General features: G+C 29.9%; 22 protein-coding genes. 16 read left to right on the forward strand and 6 right to left on the reverse strand.

The genetic code is table 11. The annotated features are described in order from the left end of the window. Positions 1–144: 144 nt before the first annotated feature. Complete coding sequence (locus tag F3K33_RS11065; RefSeq protein ID WP_039770817.1) at positions 145–693, reverse strand: flavodoxin family protein; 549 nt, start codon at positions 691–693, stop codon at positions 145–147. 121 nt (positions 694–814) lie between these two features. Between F3K33_RS11065 and F3K33_RS11070 the strand changes: the two genes are divergently transcribed. Continuing rightward, positions 815–1,648 (forward strand): helix-turn-helix transcriptional regulator, encoded by an 834-nt coding sequence (locus F3K33_RS11070; RefSeq protein ID WP_039770816.1) that lies wholly within the window; start codon positions 815–817, stop codon positions 1,646–1,648. A 154-nt stretch (positions 1,649–1,802) separates the two neighbouring features. Here the strand turns inward: F3K33_RS11070 and F3K33_RS11075 are convergent, their stop codons facing one another. Beyond that, positions 1,803–1,937: a TetR-like C-terminal domain-containing protein gene (locus F3K33_RS11075; protein WP_242976432.1), complete on the reverse strand. Its 135-nt coding sequence runs from the start codon at positions 1,935–1,937 to the stop codon at positions 1,803–1,805. Between F3K33_RS11075 and F3K33_RS11080 the strand changes: the two genes are divergently transcribed. The 4 genes from F3K33_RS11080 (at position 1,926) to F3K33_RS11095 (ending at position 5,132) form a co-directional block, all read left to right on the forward strand. After that, on the forward strand, positions 1,926–2,372 hold the full coding sequence (locus F3K33_RS11080) for an EFR1 family ferrodoxin (RefSeq protein ID WP_244620237.1): 447 nt from the start codon (positions 1,926–1,928) through the stop codon (positions 2,370–2,372). The two genes, F3K33_RS11075 and F3K33_RS11080, sit on opposite strands and share 12 nt — an antisense overlap. Positions 2,373–2,908: 536 nt before the next feature. Beyond that, positions 2,909–3,832 (forward strand): ABC transporter ATP-binding protein, encoded by a 924-nt coding sequence (locus F3K33_RS11085; protein ID WP_039770814.1) that lies wholly within the window; start codon positions 2,909–2,911, stop codon positions 3,830–3,832. Beyond that, a complete protein-coding gene (locus F3K33_RS11090) occupies positions 3,829–4,527 on the forward strand; it encodes an ABC transporter permease (protein ID WP_039770812.1) in 699 nt (232 codons plus the stop codon). Before F3K33_RS11085 ends, F3K33_RS11090 begins: the two co-directional genes overlap by 4 nt. A gap of 11 nt (positions 4,528–4,538) precedes the next feature. Next, positions 4,539–5,132 (forward strand): TetR/AcrR family transcriptional regulator, encoded by a 594-nt coding sequence (locus tag F3K33_RS11095; protein ID WP_039770810.1) that lies wholly within the window; start codon positions 4,539–4,541, stop codon positions 5,130–5,132. Between the two features lie 274 nt (positions 5,133–5,406). Here the strand turns inward: F3K33_RS11095 and pdxR are convergent, their stop codons facing one another. After that, entirely contained in the window at positions 5,407–6,828 is a 1,422-nt protein-coding gene (gene pdxR, locus F3K33_RS11100; protein WP_039770808.1) for a MocR-like pyridoxine biosynthesis transcription factor PdxR, read from the reverse strand. A 173-nt stretch (positions 6,829–7,001) separates the two neighbouring features. Between pdxR and F3K33_RS11105 the strand changes: the two genes are divergently transcribed. The 3 genes from F3K33_RS11105 to F3K33_RS11115 all read left to right on the forward strand — a co-directional run bounded on the left by F3K33_RS11105 (position 7,002) and on the right by F3K33_RS11115 (position 9,561). Further along, positions 7,002–7,373: a pyridoxamine 5'-phosphate oxidase family protein gene (locus F3K33_RS11105; protein ID WP_012058432.1), complete on the forward strand. Its 372-nt coding sequence runs from the start codon at positions 7,002–7,004 to the stop codon at positions 7,371–7,373. A gap of 393 nt (positions 7,374–7,766) precedes the next feature. Beyond that, positions 7,767–8,885, forward strand: a complete 1,119-nt coding sequence (locus tag F3K33_RS11110; RefSeq protein ID WP_039770806.1) for a DegT/DnrJ/EryC1/StrS family aminotransferase — start codon at positions 7,767–7,769, stop codon at positions 8,883–8,885. Positions 8,886–9,108: 223 nt separating this feature from the next. After that, a complete protein-coding gene (locus tag F3K33_RS11115) occupies positions 9,109–9,561 on the forward strand; it encodes a GNAT family N-acetyltransferase (RefSeq protein WP_023975164.1) in 453 nt (150 codons plus the stop codon). A gap of 323 nt (positions 9,562–9,884) precedes the next feature. Here F3K33_RS11115 and F3K33_RS11120 read toward each other — a convergent pair whose 3' ends face one another. Then, on the reverse strand, positions 9,885–10,205 hold the full coding sequence (locus tag F3K33_RS11120) for a winged helix-turn-helix transcriptional regulator (RefSeq protein ID WP_023975163.1): 321 nt from the start codon (positions 10,203–10,205) through the stop codon (positions 9,885–9,887). A 104-nt stretch (positions 10,206–10,309) separates the two neighbouring features. Here F3K33_RS11120 and F3K33_RS11125 point away from each other — a divergent pair, with 104 nt between their 5' ends. From F3K33_RS11125 to F3K33_RS11135, 3 genes are all read left to right on the forward strand, one after another. Continuing rightward, positions 10,310–10,846, forward strand: coding sequence for a flavin reductase (locus F3K33_RS11125; RefSeq protein ID WP_023975162.1), 537 nt, complete (start codon positions 10,310–10,312; stop codon positions 10,844–10,846). Positions 10,847–11,164: 318 nt separating this feature from the next. Further along, complete coding sequence (locus F3K33_RS11130) at positions 11,165–12,013, forward strand: tyrosine-type recombinase/integrase (protein ID WP_154862457.1); 849 nt, start codon at positions 11,165–11,167, stop codon at positions 12,011–12,013. Between the two features lie 3 nt (positions 12,014–12,016). Further along, positions 12,017–13,171, forward strand: a complete 1,155-nt coding sequence (locus F3K33_RS11135) for an IS91 family transposase (protein ID WP_039773532.1) — start codon at positions 12,017–12,019, stop codon at positions 13,169–13,171. Positions 13,172–13,978: 807 nt separating this feature from the next. Here the strand turns inward: F3K33_RS11135 and F3K33_RS11140 are convergent. Next, entirely contained in the window at positions 13,979–14,359 is a 381-nt protein-coding gene (locus F3K33_RS11140; protein ID WP_031275902.1) for a winged helix-turn-helix transcriptional regulator, read from the reverse strand. 140 nt (positions 14,360–14,499) lie between these two features. On the opposite strand from F3K33_RS11140, the gene F3K33_RS11145 reads away from it, so the two are divergent. Next, on the forward strand, positions 14,500–15,156 hold the full coding sequence (locus tag F3K33_RS11145; RefSeq protein WP_023975160.1) for a flavodoxin family protein: 657 nt from the start codon (positions 14,500–14,502) through the stop codon (positions 15,154–15,156). A 373-nt stretch (positions 15,157–15,529) separates the two neighbouring features. Here F3K33_RS11145 and F3K33_RS11150 read toward each other — a convergent pair whose 3' ends face one another. Continuing rightward, positions 15,530–15,889, reverse strand: a complete 360-nt coding sequence (locus F3K33_RS11150; RefSeq protein ID WP_012058440.1) for a helix-turn-helix domain-containing protein — start codon at positions 15,887–15,889, stop codon at positions 15,530–15,532. 318 nt (positions 15,890–16,207) lie between these two features. Between F3K33_RS11150 and F3K33_RS11155 the strand changes: the two genes are divergently transcribed. The 4 genes from F3K33_RS11155 to F3K33_RS11170 all read left to right on the forward strand — a co-directional run bounded on the left by F3K33_RS11155 (position 16,208) and on the right by F3K33_RS11170 (position 19,288). After that, entirely contained in the window at positions 16,208–16,405 is a 198-nt protein-coding gene (locus F3K33_RS11155) for a DUF739 family protein (RefSeq protein WP_023975159.1), read from the forward strand. A gap of 489 nt (positions 16,406–16,894) precedes the next feature. Next, positions 16,895–18,256: a putative phage replisome organizer gene (locus F3K33_RS11160; protein WP_023975158.1), complete on the forward strand. Its 1,362-nt coding sequence runs from the start codon at positions 16,895–16,897 to the stop codon at positions 18,254–18,256. Between the two features lie 49 nt (positions 18,257–18,305). Continuing rightward, positions 18,306–18,932 (forward strand): ATP-binding protein, encoded by a 627-nt coding sequence (locus F3K33_RS11165; protein WP_031275900.1) that lies wholly within the window; start codon positions 18,306–18,308, stop codon positions 18,930–18,932. A gap of 113 nt (positions 18,933–19,045) precedes the next feature. Further along, positions 19,046–19,288: an AbrB/MazE/SpoVT family DNA-binding domain-containing protein gene (locus F3K33_RS11170; protein WP_012058444.1), complete on the forward strand. Its 243-nt coding sequence runs from the start codon at positions 19,046–19,048 to the stop codon at positions 19,286–19,288. Positions 19,289–19,559: the final 271 nt, after the last annotated feature.

Below are 19,559 nucleotides of genomic sequence, written 5' to 3' on the forward strand. Positions count from 1 at the left end.
AGTAAAGTGAGAAATATATTATAAGAAGTGAAGAATTTTTAGAAAAGAGATATTGCAGCAGCAACTGAAAATTGCTATTGCAAAGCTCCTTTTATATGTTCTTTGTGAAATAGTTGTTTCGCAAAGAACATTATTGATGGTTCTCTAGATAGATTTTCCTGCTTCATAAGCTTTTAATAAAAGTTCTTTATTATTAGCTGCTACACTGGAGTCTTGGCCACCTGTTTGCAAAATAGTATCAACTACATTTAAGCCAAACATTTTAAGCATAGCTTCATTTCCTCTAAAGATTGTTTGAAGAGCTTGTCCATTTGGATTTCCTTGAGAATATACCATTATCAGGTCTTTAGTACCATATCTAGGCTTGAAATTTTCATCAAACAAGCCACAGAGTCTATCCCATAACAGCTTCATTTGAGCTGTAATCTGCATAACATATACGGGAGATCCAAAAATCACAGTATCGGCATCAATAATATGTTTAAACATGTCCTGAAAATCATCTTGCATAACGCATTGTCCGGTTTTACGACAGACAAAGCAACCTTGGCAGGGCTTGATGTTCATATCATACAGATTATAAACAGTTGTTTCTGCACCAGCATCTTGTGCCCCTCGAATAACTTCATTAATAAGGGTAGCAGTATTGCCATTTTTTCTTGGGCTTCCCATAAAAGCGACTATCTTTTTCATAATTTCATTATCTCCAATCTTTAATTAGTATTGTATTTATATTATCAGATTATTTATAATAGTAATAGATATGTAATTATACTAGTACTAATACTGCTATGATAAAGAAAGGTAAGAAGTTATGTACAATGAAAAGCAACGATATAAGGAATTGGGGGATTTTTTAAAATCGCGTAGGGCGAAAATTTTGCCATCGCAGGTTGGGATGCCTGAAGGAATACGCCGACGAACTCCAGGACTTAGAAGAGAAGAGGTGGCCTTGCTCTCTGGAATTGGTTTAACCTGGTATACGTGGATTGAGCAAGGACGTCCTATACAAATATCTATAAAAGCACTTGAAAGTTTAGCTAAAACCTTGATGCTTGATAAGGAGGAAATAAAACATCTTTATATTCTTGCACAGCATACGCCACCGACTGATTTTCAAATTTACGGTGATAATATCAATCCTATGTTTCAACATGTGCTTGACAGCTTAGAATTTTCCCCGGCAACCATTCAGGATGCTCGCTTTAATGTTATTTCGTGGAATAGAGCTTCTGCAAAAATTATTCTTGATTACAATCAGATTAATGTTTCTAAACGTAACATGCTACGAATTATGTTTACAAATGAAGAATATAAAAAGAAATTCACTGAATGGGAAGTTTCAGCTAAAAAGATGATTGCAAGCTTTCGCACAATGTATGGAGAGTTTGTCGGGGATCCATGGATTGAGAATCTTATAACTGAGCTCAGGAACGAAAGTAAAGAATTTGATTCTTGGTGGTCAATGTACGACATTAAGAAAGATGAGGGAATGCTTAAGAATATTAATCATCCAATTTTAGGAGAATTAGAGTTTGAGCATACTATTTATATGCTTGTATCAAATTCTGACTTGAAAATGTCTATACTCACCGCTGTTCCTGGGTCAGATACAGAGAAAAAGATAAAGCAATTTCTGTTAAAGTGAGAAAAATAATATAACCATAATCGGCTACGGTGGTTATGATTATACTTCTTTTGAAATACCAAAACTCAATGATATTATTTTTTGCCACAAACTGAAAAGATAATATCGTTGAGTTTTATAATATAGTCAAACTTATACATATTTAATCATATCATTAGTGGGTTATTTGTTCTCTCTCTAGTAGTTGCCACAACTGCTCAGCAATATATTCTGCAGGATAAGGCATTGAGTTTACAATCCACCACTCCATTACACTAACAGCAGCTGAAGCAACATATTGAACCAGCATTTCCTTTCACCCTTTAAGATGGAGGAGGAAATAATAAATAAGAGCCCAGAAGATATTGATGAAAGACTTAATAAAATAATATCTGATATTACCAATGGACGAAATTCTCTTGTAACAAAAGGAGCAGCATCCAATATTTTATCTAAATGCGGCCGTGGACTGGCTGATAAACTTAGCAATAATTTTGCCGCAAAGAGATTTATGGTCAATGATAATTGTACTAGCTGTAAGATATGCGAAAAAGTTTGTCCTGTAAATAATATTAAGGTTGAGAATAAACCTAAGTTTTCTAATGAATGCGAAACATGCCTAGCCTGCATACATCATTGCCCACAAAATGCAATACATATGAAATCAGAGAAAAGCAAAGCTAGATTTATAAATCAAAATGTTAAGCTCAAAAAGAGCAATAAATTGAAACCTAAACATAGATAAGTACTACAATAGTATATATTTATGTTTAGGTTTATTTTATTATAGGAGCTATTGCATTCAGCCATCATTAGCTATGTGTTCATAATAACAAGCTATAGCTAATTCCACTATAGTACTTACAGAGGTATTTAAGTTAGGAGGTATGAATAAACAACGCATTCTAATATTCTGTACCATATTTATTCTTCAGAATATTACCATAAGAGAAGATGTATTCTAGTATGGTTTAGAATATATCTTCTAAACTTTATTACAATATATATTCTAAAGAATATGCGCCTAAAATGCGGGGGGAGAGTGATTTTAGATAAGAATATGAGATTAGTAAGCTAATATAATTTTGATGAAATAGAAGTGATATATAGAATAAGGCGGTGAGGAGAAAAAGGCTTAATAAAACAGGGATATATGGTCACTTAGAAGAATAAATAAAAAAATATGAATATTGAGTATTGCGTTTTATAATCTATAATGTTATACTTCATTTAAGGTACTGAAGTACCTTAAATGAAGTATAACTTGGAGGTGTTTACGTTTTGTCAATAATACAAACGAAGAAGTTAACAAAGAGTTACGGATCAAAAAATAGTGTTTATGATATTAATCTGACAGCTAATGAAGGTGAAATATATGGTTTTCTAGGATTAAACGGTGCAGGAAAAACAACTACAATGCGGATGTTGCTTAAAATGATTAATCCTACATCTGGTGAAATTTATTACTCTGGACAATCAATTTCAAAGTTGCCTTCTGAATTTTGGAATCAGGTGGGTTACCTAATTGAAACACCACATGCTTATCCAAACTTTACTGTAGAAGAAAATCTTATATTATATGCAAGGCAAAGACTAATACCAGATTCAGAAATTAAGAAACGAATTTATGACATTTCACAGCAGCTATTGCTAGATAATTACCTACAGGTTAAGGTAAAAGATCTTTCCTTAGGAAACAATCAAAAAATTGGATTAGCTAAGGCGCTTATTCATAAACCAAAAATTCTTTTGTTAGACGAACCAACAAATGGATTGGATCCAGAGGGGCTTGTAGTCGTTCGTAATCTTCTATTAGAAATGGCTAAAGATGGGACAACTATTTTCATTTCAAGCCATCTATTAGATGAGATGGAAAAGCTGGTAAGTCGAATTGGGATATTAGCACATGGATGTCTGCTACGAGAATTAAATTTTTCGGAATTTGAAACCTGCAGAGAATCTAAGCTTTACATAAAAACGGATGGCTCTGTCAAGAATCTTGAGCATTACCTTGCTACAAAAAACTTGCAATGCACATCAGTAAGTGAACAGGAAATACTTGTTTCGGATATATCCATTAACCAATATTCTGCTTTATTACAGCAGTTAGGAAATCAGAAATTGAATCCAATGATTTTTCAACCTGTAAATGAAAGCTTAGAAGAATTCTTTATTAGAACAATTAAGGAGGGCAAATCATTATGAAACAGATATGGTCAATGACTAAAATTGAGTTTTATAAAATAATACGAGGTCATATACCAATTTACATTTTAGCCTTTTATAGCTTTTTGTTACTTATCCATATGCAGGATAAAACGTGGGAAGAATTTTTGAAAAATACTTTTTTTATGTATTCTACTGTTATTGGATTAATGGGATTTGGTATTTTAAGCAGCTGGGTATTTGGTAGAGAGTATCAGGATCAAACTTTTAAAGATCTTTTATCATTGCCAATTTCTCGTACAAGTTTAGTATGTGCAAAGTTTTTTGCTTTAGGATTAAGTTTTTTAGGCATAACAGTATTAGCAATTGGTGGGACATTTGCCATGGGTTTGTGCTTGGATTTTACAAATTTTAATGTGTTATTGACTGGAACTCTTCTAAAAAGGTTAGGGATAGTAACACTCTATAATTGTAGTCTTAGTTTTCTATTCCCACTTATCGCTAGCATCACGCGAGGAATATTAGCTCCCGTTAGTACTTCCTTTGTAGCTATAATTATAGCTGCCATTTTTGGATCGCAGCCCATGGGTCGTTATATCCCGTGGACAATTTCAGGAATATATTTAAATAATCCTCAGCTTATTAATTGGATCAGTAAATTGACGATTTTGGCTATTTTATTTATTGGTGTTTATGGTACTATATTATGGTGGAATTATGTAGACCAAAAATAGGAGGTTATATCATGAATGAAAAAGTTAGTCGACGCCGAGGAGTTATACTTGAAAATGCGATTTTAGATCAGGCTTGGTTATTGCTTAATCAAATAGGATATAGCAAATTGACTATGGACGATGTAGCTCAAGCTGCAAAGACCAATAAAAATGCTATTTATCGTCGATGGCCACAAAAATGTCATCTTATTCTTGCTGCTGTAGAGCGAAAAGCACCACCAATAGTAGTAGAAATCAGTGATCATGGTTCATTAAAAGAAGATTTAAGGGCTCTATTTAAGGTTTTAGATCCAATCTTTGAAATTATCAGACCTGAGGATCTACGAGAGGTGATTTCAGATAAGCTTTCCGATACTACATCTTACGATCTATTTAGTGTTGTTAATCACGAAAATCATATCCGTAAATTAATGGAAGTTATTATAACAAGGGCTAATCAGCGCAAGGAAATTTCACTTTCAATAGATACTATTTCTGAAAAGGCTCTAAATTTACCTACTTTGCTAATTATCAATGAAATTGTATTGTATGGAAGGCCTAATGAGACGAGTAGCGAGGATATTATTAATAATATTTTGCTTCCCATATATAAAGCGAGTAAATAATCTAATTGGTAAGAATAACATGGGACTTATAATTAAGATTCCCTTATTATTTCTTAATAAAGAAAAGAGCTGGATTCATAGCATAAAGACAATTAGATTAGATTTAAAAGGTTCAAATGTTGATTAAAAAATAGAACTTGGACCTTTTATTAACTAGCTCAATATCTTATTTAGGAAATAATTTATGTAGGCTAAAAAATGAGCTATCGCTAATGGATTTTAATCCGCTAATGCGACAACCCTTATAATGCCTATTTTAATTTCCTAATAGGATTTACTTACTAAACCATGCTTTACTAAGTAAATTAACGCCTTCAGCAATCTCACTCTCAGTCATTCCACCAAAACCAAGAAAAACCATATTATTAGAATATTTATCTTTGCGTAACCAATATGTAGATACAGGAGAGACTATAACACCATATTCTTTAGCTTTTTTTATTATCTCTTCTTCAGATAATCCATTATTTAATTCCAGCAAGATATGCAAACCTGCATTTTTACCATGAATAATAACATTATCTCCCATAAATTTATGAATAGAGTGGATTAACATATCATGTCTTCTTTTATTTAGAAGAGATATCTTGCGCAGATGACTATCCCAATGTCCTAAATGCATAAACTGTTGAATTATTTTTTGCTCAACTATTGGAACTGAGGTTTGGTAGCTACTAAAAGATTTATCATATATTTCTAGTAATGATTGGGGTAATACCATATAATTCAATCGCAAGCTTGGGGATAAAGACTTTGAAAAAGTACCAATATATATAACACAGCCTTTTGAATCGATACCTTGTATTGAAGGTATTGGCCTTGAATTGTAACGAAGTTCACTATCATAATCATCTTCAATTATAATTCCATTTTCTCTTCTTGCCCAATCTAATAATTGTAACCTTTTTTGAATTGGCATCACTGATCCAGTAGGAAATTGATGTGAGGGGGTTACATATACTATCTTTGCAGAATTATTTTCTAATTCAGCAATATTTATTCCATCCTTGTCTAAGCTAATTGGAACAATATCATATCCGTTATTGTTAAAAATCTTTCTTGCGCCAATGTAGCCAGGATCTTCTAAAGCTACTTTAGAAAAATTGTTTCTAAACATCTGGCATAGTAAACTTAAACACTGCTCAAAGCCTGAAGTAATAATAATCTGTTCTGAGGTACATGAGACAGCTCTTGACTTATTTAAATAATTCATTATTTCTATTCGTAATTCATTTTCGCCTTTACTGCTAGTATAGGATGTCATAACATCAGCATCTATAGAGGCCAAGCATTTATTGGATATCCTTCTCCATAAGCGCAAAGGAAAATCAGAAGCATTTAACTTTCCATATTTGAAATTATACTTATAATTATTATCAGAATTCATCTCAGGTAACGTCGTTTTATGATTCTCAATATTGACAGAGTTATCTCTCTTTAGCTTAGTGATTAGCATACTATCTAGTTTTTCAACTATGAATCCACTGCCTGCTTTACTTGTGACATATCCTTCAGAAGAAAGTTGCAGATAAGCGCTTTCTACTGTATTTCTACTGACATTTAATGTTGTTGCAAGCGTTCGTGTTGAATATAGCTTACTGCCTTCCAAAAGCTGTCCTGAAATTATCTCTTCTTTTAACTGATCATAAATTTGTAAATATAGTGGAACTCTTGAATCGTTATCTAGAACAATCATTTTTTAAAACACTCCTCTTATGAACTGTATCCTATAAAATAAAAAGAATTGGCACTTTTGATGAGTACACGTTGATTGTATAATTGTTTTATAGAAAAGTCAATGTGCACAAATTAAGACTTTTTAAAATATGAAAATAATTAAATTTGTAGAAATACAGAGGAGGAATTTAAATGTTAAATGAAAAATTGCTTGAAGTTATATCACATGAAGGTGTAGTGGCTATAGTATCTTGTAGTAACAATGAGGCGCATGTAGTTAATACTTGGCATTCATTTCTTAGTGTTACTGAAGATGGTAGGATATTAGTACCTGCAGGAGGCATGAGAAGAACTCAAAAAAACATAGAAGCAAATAATAAAGTTAAAGTTACTTTAGGTAGCAAAGAGGTTATGGGACATCAACATCCAGGAGCAGGATTTTTAATAGAAGGAACTGCAAAATTCCTTGTAGAGGGTCCAGACTTTGATATGGTGAAGAAAAAATTTCCTTTTTTAAGTAGAGTGCTAGAGATAACAGTTATATCTGCTAAGCAAACTATATAGTAATAATATAACATAGCTTTTGAAAAAGAGTACTTTATATTAGTGAAATATCTAAAAAGTACTCTTTTTAGATGTTATTAATATGGATTATGTAAGTTTAATTCAGGAATATATATAGGGTATGGGACTATATAATATTAGAAGTTGGATAGCAATTGATTATGTTCGTATATAAATAATCCTATCTATCAATTAGAGGGCAGTTTATTAAAGATAGGATAAATGTAATTACTGTAGGAAAACAGTTAGGATATTAATATTGACTCATACCTAAGGGTAGGAATTAAAATAGGTGTATAAAGAAAAAATAGCTATTCATATGATTTGCGCAATATATAGATTTGTAGTAGCAATTCATGAAAAATATGGAAAAAACAAAAGGAGGAACATAAATTGAAAGTTGATTTTTATACATCTAAAAGAGAATATGAAGAACATAAACAAGAGTTTGATAATGCTGTTATTAGCGTTATGCAAGAAGGAATTTCAACCCTTGGAAAAGAGGTGACTGATTTTGAAAAATCTATTGAGGAGTTTACTGGAGCTAAACATGCGATTGCTGTTGCATCTGGAACTGATGCGCTAATTTTAACTTCGGATATTTTAGGGTTTGAAAATGGAAAAGAAGTCATCACATCTCCATTTACTTTTCTTGCATCTACTTCATGTATAACAAGAAGAGGTGGAAAACCAGTTTTTGTAGATATTGATGAGGAGACTTTTAATATTGATGCAAATAAAATAGAAGAAAAGGTTACTAAAAATACTGTTGGTATAGTTCCAATTCATCTTTTTTCACAAATGGCTGATATGGATAAAATAATGGACATAGCAGGTAAACATAATTTGAGAGTACTTGAAGATGCTGCTGAGGGATTTGGAATGAGATGGAAAGGAAATGGGTCTGAATATAAACATTCAGGCACTATTGGAGATTTTGGGATTTTCTCATTCTTTCCAACCAAGACTCTTGGTGGTTTTGGGGATGGAGGAATGATAGTAACAAATAATGATGAATTAGCTAGATTAGCTAGAATGTATAGAGTTCACGGAGCATCAAAAAAATATCACTATGAGCATATTGGATACAATTCAAGATTAGATACTATACAGGCAGCTATTCTTCAAGTGAAAATGAAATACATAAAAGAAAGCATTAAAAAGAGAGAAATTGTTGCCAATTGGTATTTTGATAGGTTAAAAGATTGTCAGGAATTAAAATTTGCCACTTTGAAAGGCGAGCAAAATCCCGTGTATTATGTATTTAATATATTAACAGAAAAGAGAGATGAACTTGGAGAATACTTAAAGAAAAATCAGATTCAATTTAGTATTTATTATCCTATACCATTACATCTTCAAAGGTGTTTCAGTTATTTAGGTTATAAAAAAGGAGATTTTCCGGTTGCTGAAAGTATATGTGAGAGAATACTTGCACTTCCAATATATCCTCAAATAACAGAAGCAGAAGTTGATTTTGTATGTGAAACTATCAAAAGTTTTTTTAAATAATATTAGAAGACTGTAAAGGTGAATTAGAGAGTTAAAAATACTAGAAACTTTACATAATATATAGATTTGATGTGGTAAATTATAAAAATGTTCTTTGAAAATTGAATAATGCGATTTTTACAAGATATACTATAATTAATGCATGATAGTAAATTATGGTGAAATACTACTAGCGCATAGTTATATCGAAATAAAATCATAAAGTATAAAGAGGAGAGAGAATATGGAAAATATAAAAATTAAAAAAGCTGATTTAGAAGATTTAGAGTTAGTTGGAAACTTATTCAATAAGTATAGAATATTTTATGGACAAGATTCAAATTTAGAATCTTCAAAGAAATTTATTGAAGAACGAATGATACATAATGAATCAGTAATTTTTATTATCATGAAAGACTCAATAATACCTCTAGGATTTGTTCAATTATACCCATCTTTTTCATCAGTATCCATGAAAAGAATATGGATACTAAATGATTTATATGTTGAAGAAAGTGCGAGAAAGAAAGGTATAGGTAAAAGTTTAATGAATAAAGCAAAAGAGTTTGGATTTGAAACAGGAGCAAAAGGATTAACCTTATCAACTGCAATAGATAATACTACTGCACAAAAACTATATGAACAATCAGGGTATAAAAGAAATGAAATGTTCTATCATTATAGTTATTTTTTTTAATAAACAAACTAAAATGTATTCAAGTTTAATTTCCGTTTTACGGTCATGCTTTAATTTTATATTCAATATATAAGATTTACACTATTCTTAAATTATGAATTACTAAAAATAAATAGCAAATTATAAAATCGCATTATTCAAGAGATTGAATTTGCGGTTTTTTTACCGCACAATATGTAGATTTGACGTAGTAAATAAAAATGTTGTTCTTTGAAAATTGAATAATGTGATATTTACAAAATATGCTATGATTAATTGGAAAATAAATGGTGATTTATCGGTTGAATTAAATAAAGATTAGAGAAATAATCTTCACTAAAATACTATAAATCATCAATATGATTATTGCCCCATTCACATAAGCATTGCAAAACAGGCATAATGCTTAAACCTCTTTGGGATAGAGAATATTCTACCTTTGGAGGAACTTGAGGATATTCTTTTCGAATAATTAAATTATCTGATTCTAATTCTTTTAACTGTGTACTGAGCATTTTATGAGTAATTGTTCCAAGGGAGCGTTTTAACTCACCATATCTTAGAATTTGTTTTTTCCAAAGCCAAAATAATATGTACATTTTCCATTTACCGTCGATCAAAGACATTGCATAAGCAAATGGTTTAATATTTACTTCATTATCCATGTTAACTCTCCTTTTGGATAGTATCTAACAAAAAAGTGCATACTTGCTACTAATTACATATTAATTTATCATAGAGACAAGAAATATTCAAGGAGGATAGCATTATGAAAAAAGAAATACAAGTATTTGATTATGCCAATGTAATTATGAAAGCACTTAAAACAGGTGTTTTGTTAACAACAAAGGTAGATGATAAAGTTAATTCTATGACTATTTCATGGGGAACGCTAGGAATAGAATGGGGGAAAGCAACTTTTACAGTTTACGTGAGAGAAAATCGCTTTACAAAACATCAACTTGAAAAAAATCCTGAATTTACTATAAATGTACCATTTGGTGAGTTTGATAAAAAAATATTGGGAATTTGCGGCACAAAGTCTGGTCATTTAAGTGATAAAATTAAAGAACTAAACTTGACATTGGAATCGCCTAATAGTGTTTCAGTTCCTGCCATTAAGGAACTTCCACTTACACTTGAGTGTAGGGTTTTATATAAACAAAAACAGGATGAGAGTGAGATTAAAGAAGAAATTAAAAGCAAATTTTACCCGCAAGATGTTGAAGGATCATTTCATGGTGCAAACAGAGATTTTCATACAGCTTATTATGGAGAAATTATAAGTGCATATATAATTGAATAATATATTCCGAAGTTTTTAATTTAATGTTAGATAATGCGCACAACGCCAAATCCATAAATTCCAATTTGTATAGTTGGTTATAAGTGTTATTATTATATTTAAAAATTTAATGGTAGATTAGAATATCGCACTATTCAGAAAAAAGAATAGATTTGCGATATTTTTTTATTCGCAATACTAATATAGAACTAAATCGCTAAAAGCGACGGCTTGGTTTAGTGATTAAATAAAATTTTATATGGAAAAAATAAGAAGTGAAGTTCTTTCTCAAGGAACTTCACTTCTCACATTTTACACGCCTTTTAAAGGAGTGATAAAATGTATCAAAGAATCGAAAAAATGATTAAAGATCTAGAACTACGTGGTCGTAGTAATGACACGATTAAAAACCGTGTATATATTATTAAAAACTTTTCTAGATTTTATAACAGACCACCTGAATTATTAGGTGAACCTGAAATCATTAATTATTTAGAGTATTGCATAAAAACAAGAAAATTATGCAAAGGAACTATAAATTATATCAATAGTACTCTAAAATTTTTTTATGTAGTAACTTTAGAAAGGTCTTGGAACGATTTGAGAATCCCAAGACTTAGGTATGATAAGCATTTACCTAGTTATTTAACAAAGGAAGAAATTAAGCGTTTATTAGGATCCATAACCTATTTAAAACATAAAGCAATTCTTACGACTATATATTCTGGCGGCTTACGCGTTAGCGAAGTTGTTAATCTAAGAATAGCTGATATTATGAGTAAAGAAATGAAAATTAGAATAAGAAATGGTAAGAGGAATAAAGAACGATATACTTTGCTTTCACAAAAAAACTTAGAGATATTAAGAGAATACTGGATCAAATTTGGATATAAAAATTATCAACCAGATGATTATCTTTTTATTTCTAGACAGACTAAAAAGCCAATGAAAGTTCGTGGAATTGAACTTGTTATGGATAAGTCAATAAAAAAAGCAGGTATAACAAGAAATGCTACGGTACATACATTAAGACATTCTTTTGCAACGCATTTGATGAATGGCGGAGTTGATTTAAGAACAATTCAAGCATTATTAGGACATTCAAATATCAAAACAACATCTATATATTTACATGTAATGGATTATGAAATACTGAATATAAAGAGTCCATTAGACACATTTGAGTAAATTATGAATTCACTGCAAGAGATTATTAATTTACATGGAGAAGCGTATATTAAATCAAAGAAATTAACATCTAATATTCTAAAAGCACTATATTCAATTAAAGATTGTAGAACTGCTGCGCTTGGCGGCCATGTATATGAGTGCGATGAGTGTGCCGAAACTAAGGTTTCATATAACTCATGTAGAAATAGGCATTGTCCAAAATGTCAGGCTTATGCCAAAGAAATGTGGATTTATGAGAGAAGTAAAGCATTATTACCAACTCATTACTTTCATATTGTTTTTACTATACCAGAACAATTAAATTCTTTGACATTGTTTAATCAAAAAGAAATGTACTCTATTCTTTTTACTTCTGTTTCCGAGACTTTGCTAGAATTAGCAAAGGATAAAAAATACTTGAATGCGAGTATCGGTTTTACAACAATATTGCATACTTGGGGACAAAATTTAATGTTCCATCCACATATTCATTGTATAGTTCCTGGTGGTGGATTAAGCTTTGATAACACTAAATGGGTAAAATCAAAAAAGAAATTCTTCATACCTGTAAAAGTTTTATCAAGAATATTTAGAGGAAAATTTCTATATTACTTAAATGAACTTTACCTAGATAACAAACTTAAATTTCCTAAAAACATTAGTGAGTTATCATCAAGGAATATATTTAATTCATTTAAGGATAATTTATATAAAAAAGAATGGATTGTTTACAGTAAAGCACCTTTCAGCAGTGCGGAGTATGTACTTCAATATTTAGGTAGATATACTCATAGAGTTGCTATATCAGATAACAGAATTATAAAAGTTGATAATGAAAAAGTAGTATTTAAGTGGAGAGATTATAAAGATAAAAATAAAGAAAAAGTGATGTCTTTAAAACCAATAGAATTTATCAGAAGGTTTACTATGCATGTTCTGCCAGATAGATTTGTGAAAATAAGACATTATGGAATTTTAGGAAACAGAAATAAAAAACTAAAGTTTAAACGCTGTTTAGAAATCTTTAGGGTTAAACCTAAAGAACTTGAGAATCTATCGTCAGCGGAGCTGTTTTTCAAATTAACAGGAATAAAAATAGGAAAGTGTAAAAATTGTGAGAAGGGAAATTTAATAAAGATAGGTAAAATAATGCCCCGGAGTACTTCGCCACCCTAAATAAAGATAAAAGTGAATAAGTACTTAATCATGGGGAGGGGGATCTTATATACTAAAATAAAGAAAACTATATACTTTCAAGAAATAAAGCTTTAAAATGTTAATAAATGAATAAAAATATAGATTTTAGGTGTAAATCATGGGTTTTGAATCTCCATATGGGACGGTCGGCTTTTAGCGACTTCGTTCTAGTAATTGATTGCGATATTGAGGTGCATAAATTTAAGATAGTGCTGCTACAAAATTCAGCTATATCTTAAATTTATGCTATTATTTTAGTCTCAACATCGCAATCAAGCCAACTCAAAATGCGAAGTAGCTATTTTAAATATTATTCTTTGAAAATTGAACAATGGGATGTTTACAAAATATGTTATAACTGATTCGTAATAGTAAATTATTGTCAATGATTAATTAATACTAGGGAGGAATTTCGCGGATAAAAAGATAAATGCAAAATTAACGGATATAAAAAATTCAATGGATAACTCCGCAGATTCGGTAAATCGTTCACAAATAGGTAATTTAAGTCAATTAACGAAAGGGTATCTGCTCACTAGGATTATTACTAGCGTTATAGTTTGTGGAATAATTTCATTAATATTCTATGCTTTAAATACTTAATAATAATTATTAAAGATGTTATAACTAGCCATAAATAGTTTCTTGCTAGTTTTCAAAATTCTTACATTATGTATTAAAGTAAATGAGAAGCATTTAAAAGATATGAAATATAAATTTATAATAATAAGGATAATATATAGATTTATTTTTACGTAAATTTATATATTATACATTTATTTTATATTATTTATAATTTGATTTTGACGTATCAAGTTTAAGTTGCTCTTCACCCCATATGTATAATTCCTTAAATGTGGGAAGTAAGGCTTTACCTCTTTCTGTCAAAGAATATTCAACCTTCGGAGGAATGGTTTCATATTGGGTTCTAACAATTAGCGTATGTTCTTCTAATTCTTTTAAAGACTTTGTAAGCATCATATTAGTAATACCTTTAACTTTTCGTTTTAATTCACTATATCTAGTAAAATCTTTGTTGGATAAACACCATAAGATAGGTAATTTCCATTTCTGGCCTAAAATATCGAGTGCATATATAACAGGACATTTTCTTTCATATACATTATCAGCAGGGAATTCTTTATTATAATTCATATAATCACTCATAATCACAACTCCTTCAAATTCAATAGTATACTTTTTATACTGGCACAGAAAAAACTGCATTCTTGTATATCTTTTCTCCTATGCTATATTAATTATAACAAAAACATCATAAGAGAATATACAGAAAGAGGAGTGTTACTATGAAAATTTATGGTATTAACGGAAGTCCAAGAAAAAATAAAAATACAGCGACATTGCTTCAAAAAGCTTTAGATGGAGTAAAAGAAGCTGCAAAAGATAAAGAAATTGAAACTGAAATAATTAATTTATATGATTTAAATTATACTGGATGTATAAGTTGCTTTGCTTGTAAAAGACTTGGAAGTAACAGTTATGGAAAATGTGCGGTAAAAGACGATCTTCAAGAAGTTTTAGAAAAAGTATCTCAATCTGATGGACTTATTTTTAGTTCTCCAGTATATTTTAGTAATGTAACAGGTAAATTCCTATCATTTTTAGAAAGACTATTATTTCCCTATCTTGTGTATGACAATAATGGTACTTCACTAGCGCCAAAGAGGATGCCAACAGCATTTATTTATACAATGAATGTTAAAGAAGAGGTAATGAAGCAAATTGGTTATTTAAAAACTTTTGAGCGCATGGAATCTAATATTGGACATATATTTACAAAACCATTAGTTATGTATTCAAATAATACTTATCAATTTGATGATTACTCAAAATATAAAGTTGAATCCTTCTCTGAAGAAGAAAAAGCAGCACATAGAAAAATTCAATTTCCTTTAGATTGTCAAAAAGCATTTGAATTAGGTGCAAATTTAATAAAGCACTAGAAATAAAGTGGTATATTAAATTACGAGAAAAGTTAACCTATAATGAATCTTTTGATTAGTTAAATAGATATAAGTTTATTAAATTTATTTTGGAAAACTATGAAATATGGCATGCACCATACTAGCATTAGAAGAAATATGTAATTAAAAGCAACTTGAAATTTAAATATAGCTTAAAGAAAGAAATTAAAGTGCTGTATTATTCTAGAGTGAATTATACAGCATTATTAATTATATATGAAAATTAATAATTAAAAGGTTGTATATGAGTGATATAGCTATTGGTGCAATTAATTAGAAGTGTTGTAATTTAATTTGGATATTTAATTTTAATTTATTTTTATCAAATAACGTGCCTATTATAGACAATAAATTAAAAGATTCTATCTTGATTATTAAGTTGTGAGCAACGATTAAATTCCATTTCTAATACCGTGTTTACTGTATGTTTACCTAGATTATCTAAAGAATTATATTTTTTTAATAAACATTCTAATTCTTCTGATAGTTGTAAACGTGTTTTTATTTTGTTTTCATCCCATCCCATTAAAATAGATGGAGTTGTTTCTAATATTACTGCAAGTTTTTCGATTTTGTCAGAAGGTATATTAGAGATTACACCGCTTTCATATCTTTGAAGTGTTGGCTTACTAATAGATAATCTTTTAGAAACATCTTCTAATGTGAGATTCAATTCTAATCGTCTATTTTTGATATTTTCTTTCAAACCCATTTTATATCACCTCTTAGTTCTATATTAAAAGTAAGTAAATTATAGATTATCAATTAATATAATTTATTGATAATCTATAATAAAATCGAAGCGTCCTAATAAAACTTAATAACTTTTTATTTATTTTGTTTACTGCAGTTAGGCAAATTAAAAAAATCATTCTAATTTGGAGACTATTAATATAATTTATTATAACATCTGTTTCCGGATATGCAACAATTATTTTCCAGTATATAGAAAAAGTTACGTAAGAAGTATTGACAATAATAGCCATAATATATAAAATATTACTTAACGAGTAACGAAAGGAGAGCATTTATGATATTAGTTAATGAGTTAAAGGGAAAGATAAAAGCAAAAGGATATACTCAGGAAAAGCTGGCAAGGGAATTAGGAATGTCTCCAAAAACCTTAGGTAATAAACTTAATAAAGGAATATTTGGTTCTAATGAAATTGATAAGATGATAAAACTATTAGATATAAATAATCCAATAGAGATTTTTTTTAATAAATAAATTACTTAAAGAGTAAAATGTATTGACTTTATATATATAGTATTAGAAATCTAGAATTGATTATATATATTGCAAAAATAATTCTTCATCACAATTCTAAAAATGCTGCAAGAATTTTATACGTAATTGTGAAATGTGCATTGGGAATTGCAACGTATATATTGTAATTTAAGAGCATTATGTTGAGCTGATGGTTATTTTTATAGAAGGACAAGCTATGGAAGAATCATTAAAAGAAATTTTAATTGAATTAAGAAAATAGTAGTCTTAAATTAAAAAATAAATGCAAATTTATTTTAATACATCTTTAGCTAGAATGTATCAGGGATACAACTTTTGATAGAAATGTATAAAAAGAAAGTGAGGACTTACAAATGAATTTTAGGATTTTTAAATGTTATATAGATGTTTGTAAGTTAATTGAGTTAAACCCATCATGGAATGGTCTCAAAAGATTTAGGCAATTTTATTTATGGGAGCGTGAAAATAATGGCAGATATTAAATGGATTAAATTAGCTACTAATATGCATGATGATGAAAAGATGAAGTTAATAGATGCAATGCCTAACAGGGATACAATTCATTACGTTTGGATAAGAATACTTTTACTTGGTGGAAAACTTAATGCTAATGGAAAGGTTTTCTTATCAGAAGGGAAACCTCTCACTGCCAAAATGTTGGCTGTATTATTTTCTAGGCCTTTAGAGGATATTAAGATTGTATTAAAAGTATTATCTAACTTTGGCATGATTGAAATAGCTTCTGATAAAGTAATTAGAATTGTGAACTGGGATAAGCATCAGAACATAGAGGGAATGGAAAGGGTCCGTGAACAAAATAGAAAAAGAGTTGAGAATCATAGGGAAAAGAAGAAAGAAGAGAAGAATGCAGCTAAAAGTAATAAGGAAGAAACTCAGGAAGATAAAGTCTTAGAAGAATTTATAGATTTAGAAGAAAATCAAGATCTGGATGAAAGTGTAGAATTAGAAAAAACTAATGAATTAGAAGGAAAGAAAGATTACTCTAAGAATTCTACTATAGAAGAAAACAAAGCTCTAGGTAAGAATGATATATTAGAAAATTTGGAAACTAGTGAAGAGGCTTCTGGAAATACGTATATTAATGATAAAACTAATATTACTACTAGCGAAGCAGGTAATAATATTACTGTAGAAATTATTGATAATAATGAAGATATCAGTAATAACATTTTAGAAACTGATGATAATAATTGTATTGTTACTAAAAATAATAGTAACGTTACTCAAAATAAATGTAACGTTACAGTAACGCAACAGAATAAGAAGGAGAAAAAGAATAAGAATAAGAAGGAGAAAAAAGAGATAGATAAAGATAAAAACATAGAGGGTAAAAAGAATAATGGTTTTGATATAAATAATAAAGGCTCAGCTTGTGATGATGAAGTTAGCCAGTCGAATCTATCTAAGAAACACAATAATACTAAAAGTGAATCAGGGGAAGAGGAGGACATAAATCTTAAAGCTTTAGAGCTTATGCATTATCATGAAAAAATAACAGGAAAGCCAGGAGGATGCGACTATGTTGCTCTTAGATCGGCTATTGATATCCATGGAGAAAAAATGGTTAAGATGGCCATGGATGTTGGGTTTGAGAAGAATTGTCCTGACATAAAGTATGCAATTGGGGTATTAAAAAACTGGAGGAGAGATGGGTATCCAGAAGATCATATGGAGGTAAAGAAAAATGGGGTTAGAAGCAATGGAAAGAGTAACAGAGCAGATAAAAATGAATTTGCAGGATTCAAGCCGAAGGAACCGCGAAAACTTACAGAAGCTGAACGAAAGAGGATTGAAGCAAACCTCATATAAATGCGATAAATGCTGCGATACTGGATGGATACTTATCCCCCAGGAACATATGCAGCCTCTTGCTGTAGCCTGTGAATGCAGAAAAATAGAAAAACTAAAGAATGAATGGAAGTATTCTGGAATCAATGTTGAACAAAGTAAACTTACTTTTTCTAGTTTTGAAGTTTGGAATAATGCGTCACAAAGGATGAAGGACACTGCAGCAGCATATTGTACTGATTTTGATGAAATAAAAGATACTAGGCGAAATAGTATTTTATTATGTGGACAGGTTGGCAGCGGTAAAACGCATTGCAGTATTGCTGTTGCATTGAATTTTTTAAAACAAAGAATTAAAGTGCTGTACATGCCTTATCGTGATGTAATCACAAAGATAAAACAAAATATGATTGATGAAGAATATTATACTAGGACCATCTCAAAGTATCAATTATGTGAGGTACTACTTATTGATGATCTCTTTAAGGGAAAAATCAATGAAACAGATACAAATATTATGTTTGAAATTATTAATTACAGGTATCTTAATTTTCTGCCGATCATAGTCAGCAGCGAATTCTCCATTGACAGATTACTGACATTTGATGAAGGGGTCGCTTCAAGAATATATGAAATGTCAAAAGATTATGTTGTAGAAATTGAGAAGGATATTAGGAATAATTATAGACTTAAATAAATTTACAATGCACAGTGCACAATTCACAATAAACAATTACAGAGTGAAAATTCTCATGAAAACGAATTTTTTCAGAATTAAACAAAGCTAAATTATGAAGGGAAGTTGTTTAAATGAAATCATCAGGAATAGTAAGAAAGCTCGACCCACTTGGAAGGATTGTAATACCAAAAGAAATAAGAAAGGTACTAGAAATTTACGAGGGAGATTCCATGGAAATAATTAAGGTTGATAATGGGGTGGTTGTTAAAAAATATATTAAAGGATGCATTTTTTGTGGAAGTGATAAAGATGTTGTTGAATTTAATGGAGCAGTTGTTTGTGATGGATGCAGAAAGGCTTTAGGGCAGGATTAAACCAGTTGATATGTGGAAAGATGGATGGACAATATATAGTTAAGATACTGAAATCAGAATAAATAAGATATATGCTTTAAAATGACTTAAAACAATATACATTGTACGATCAGAATCTGTTGCCCATGAGCGTATGGTTGAAATAACTGAAAGGCGGCAAGAGCATTATCTAAATTAAATGAAAATCTTGTCTGTTAATTGCAATATAATAAGTACTAATATGAAGGTCATTTATAAATGATAATCAAAAAAACGCTCTTTTTCAAGAGCG

The organism is Clostridium beijerinckii (assembly GCF_008705175.1).
Lineage (GTDB): Bacteria > Bacillota > Clostridia > Clostridiales > Clostridiaceae > Clostridium > Clostridium beijerinckii.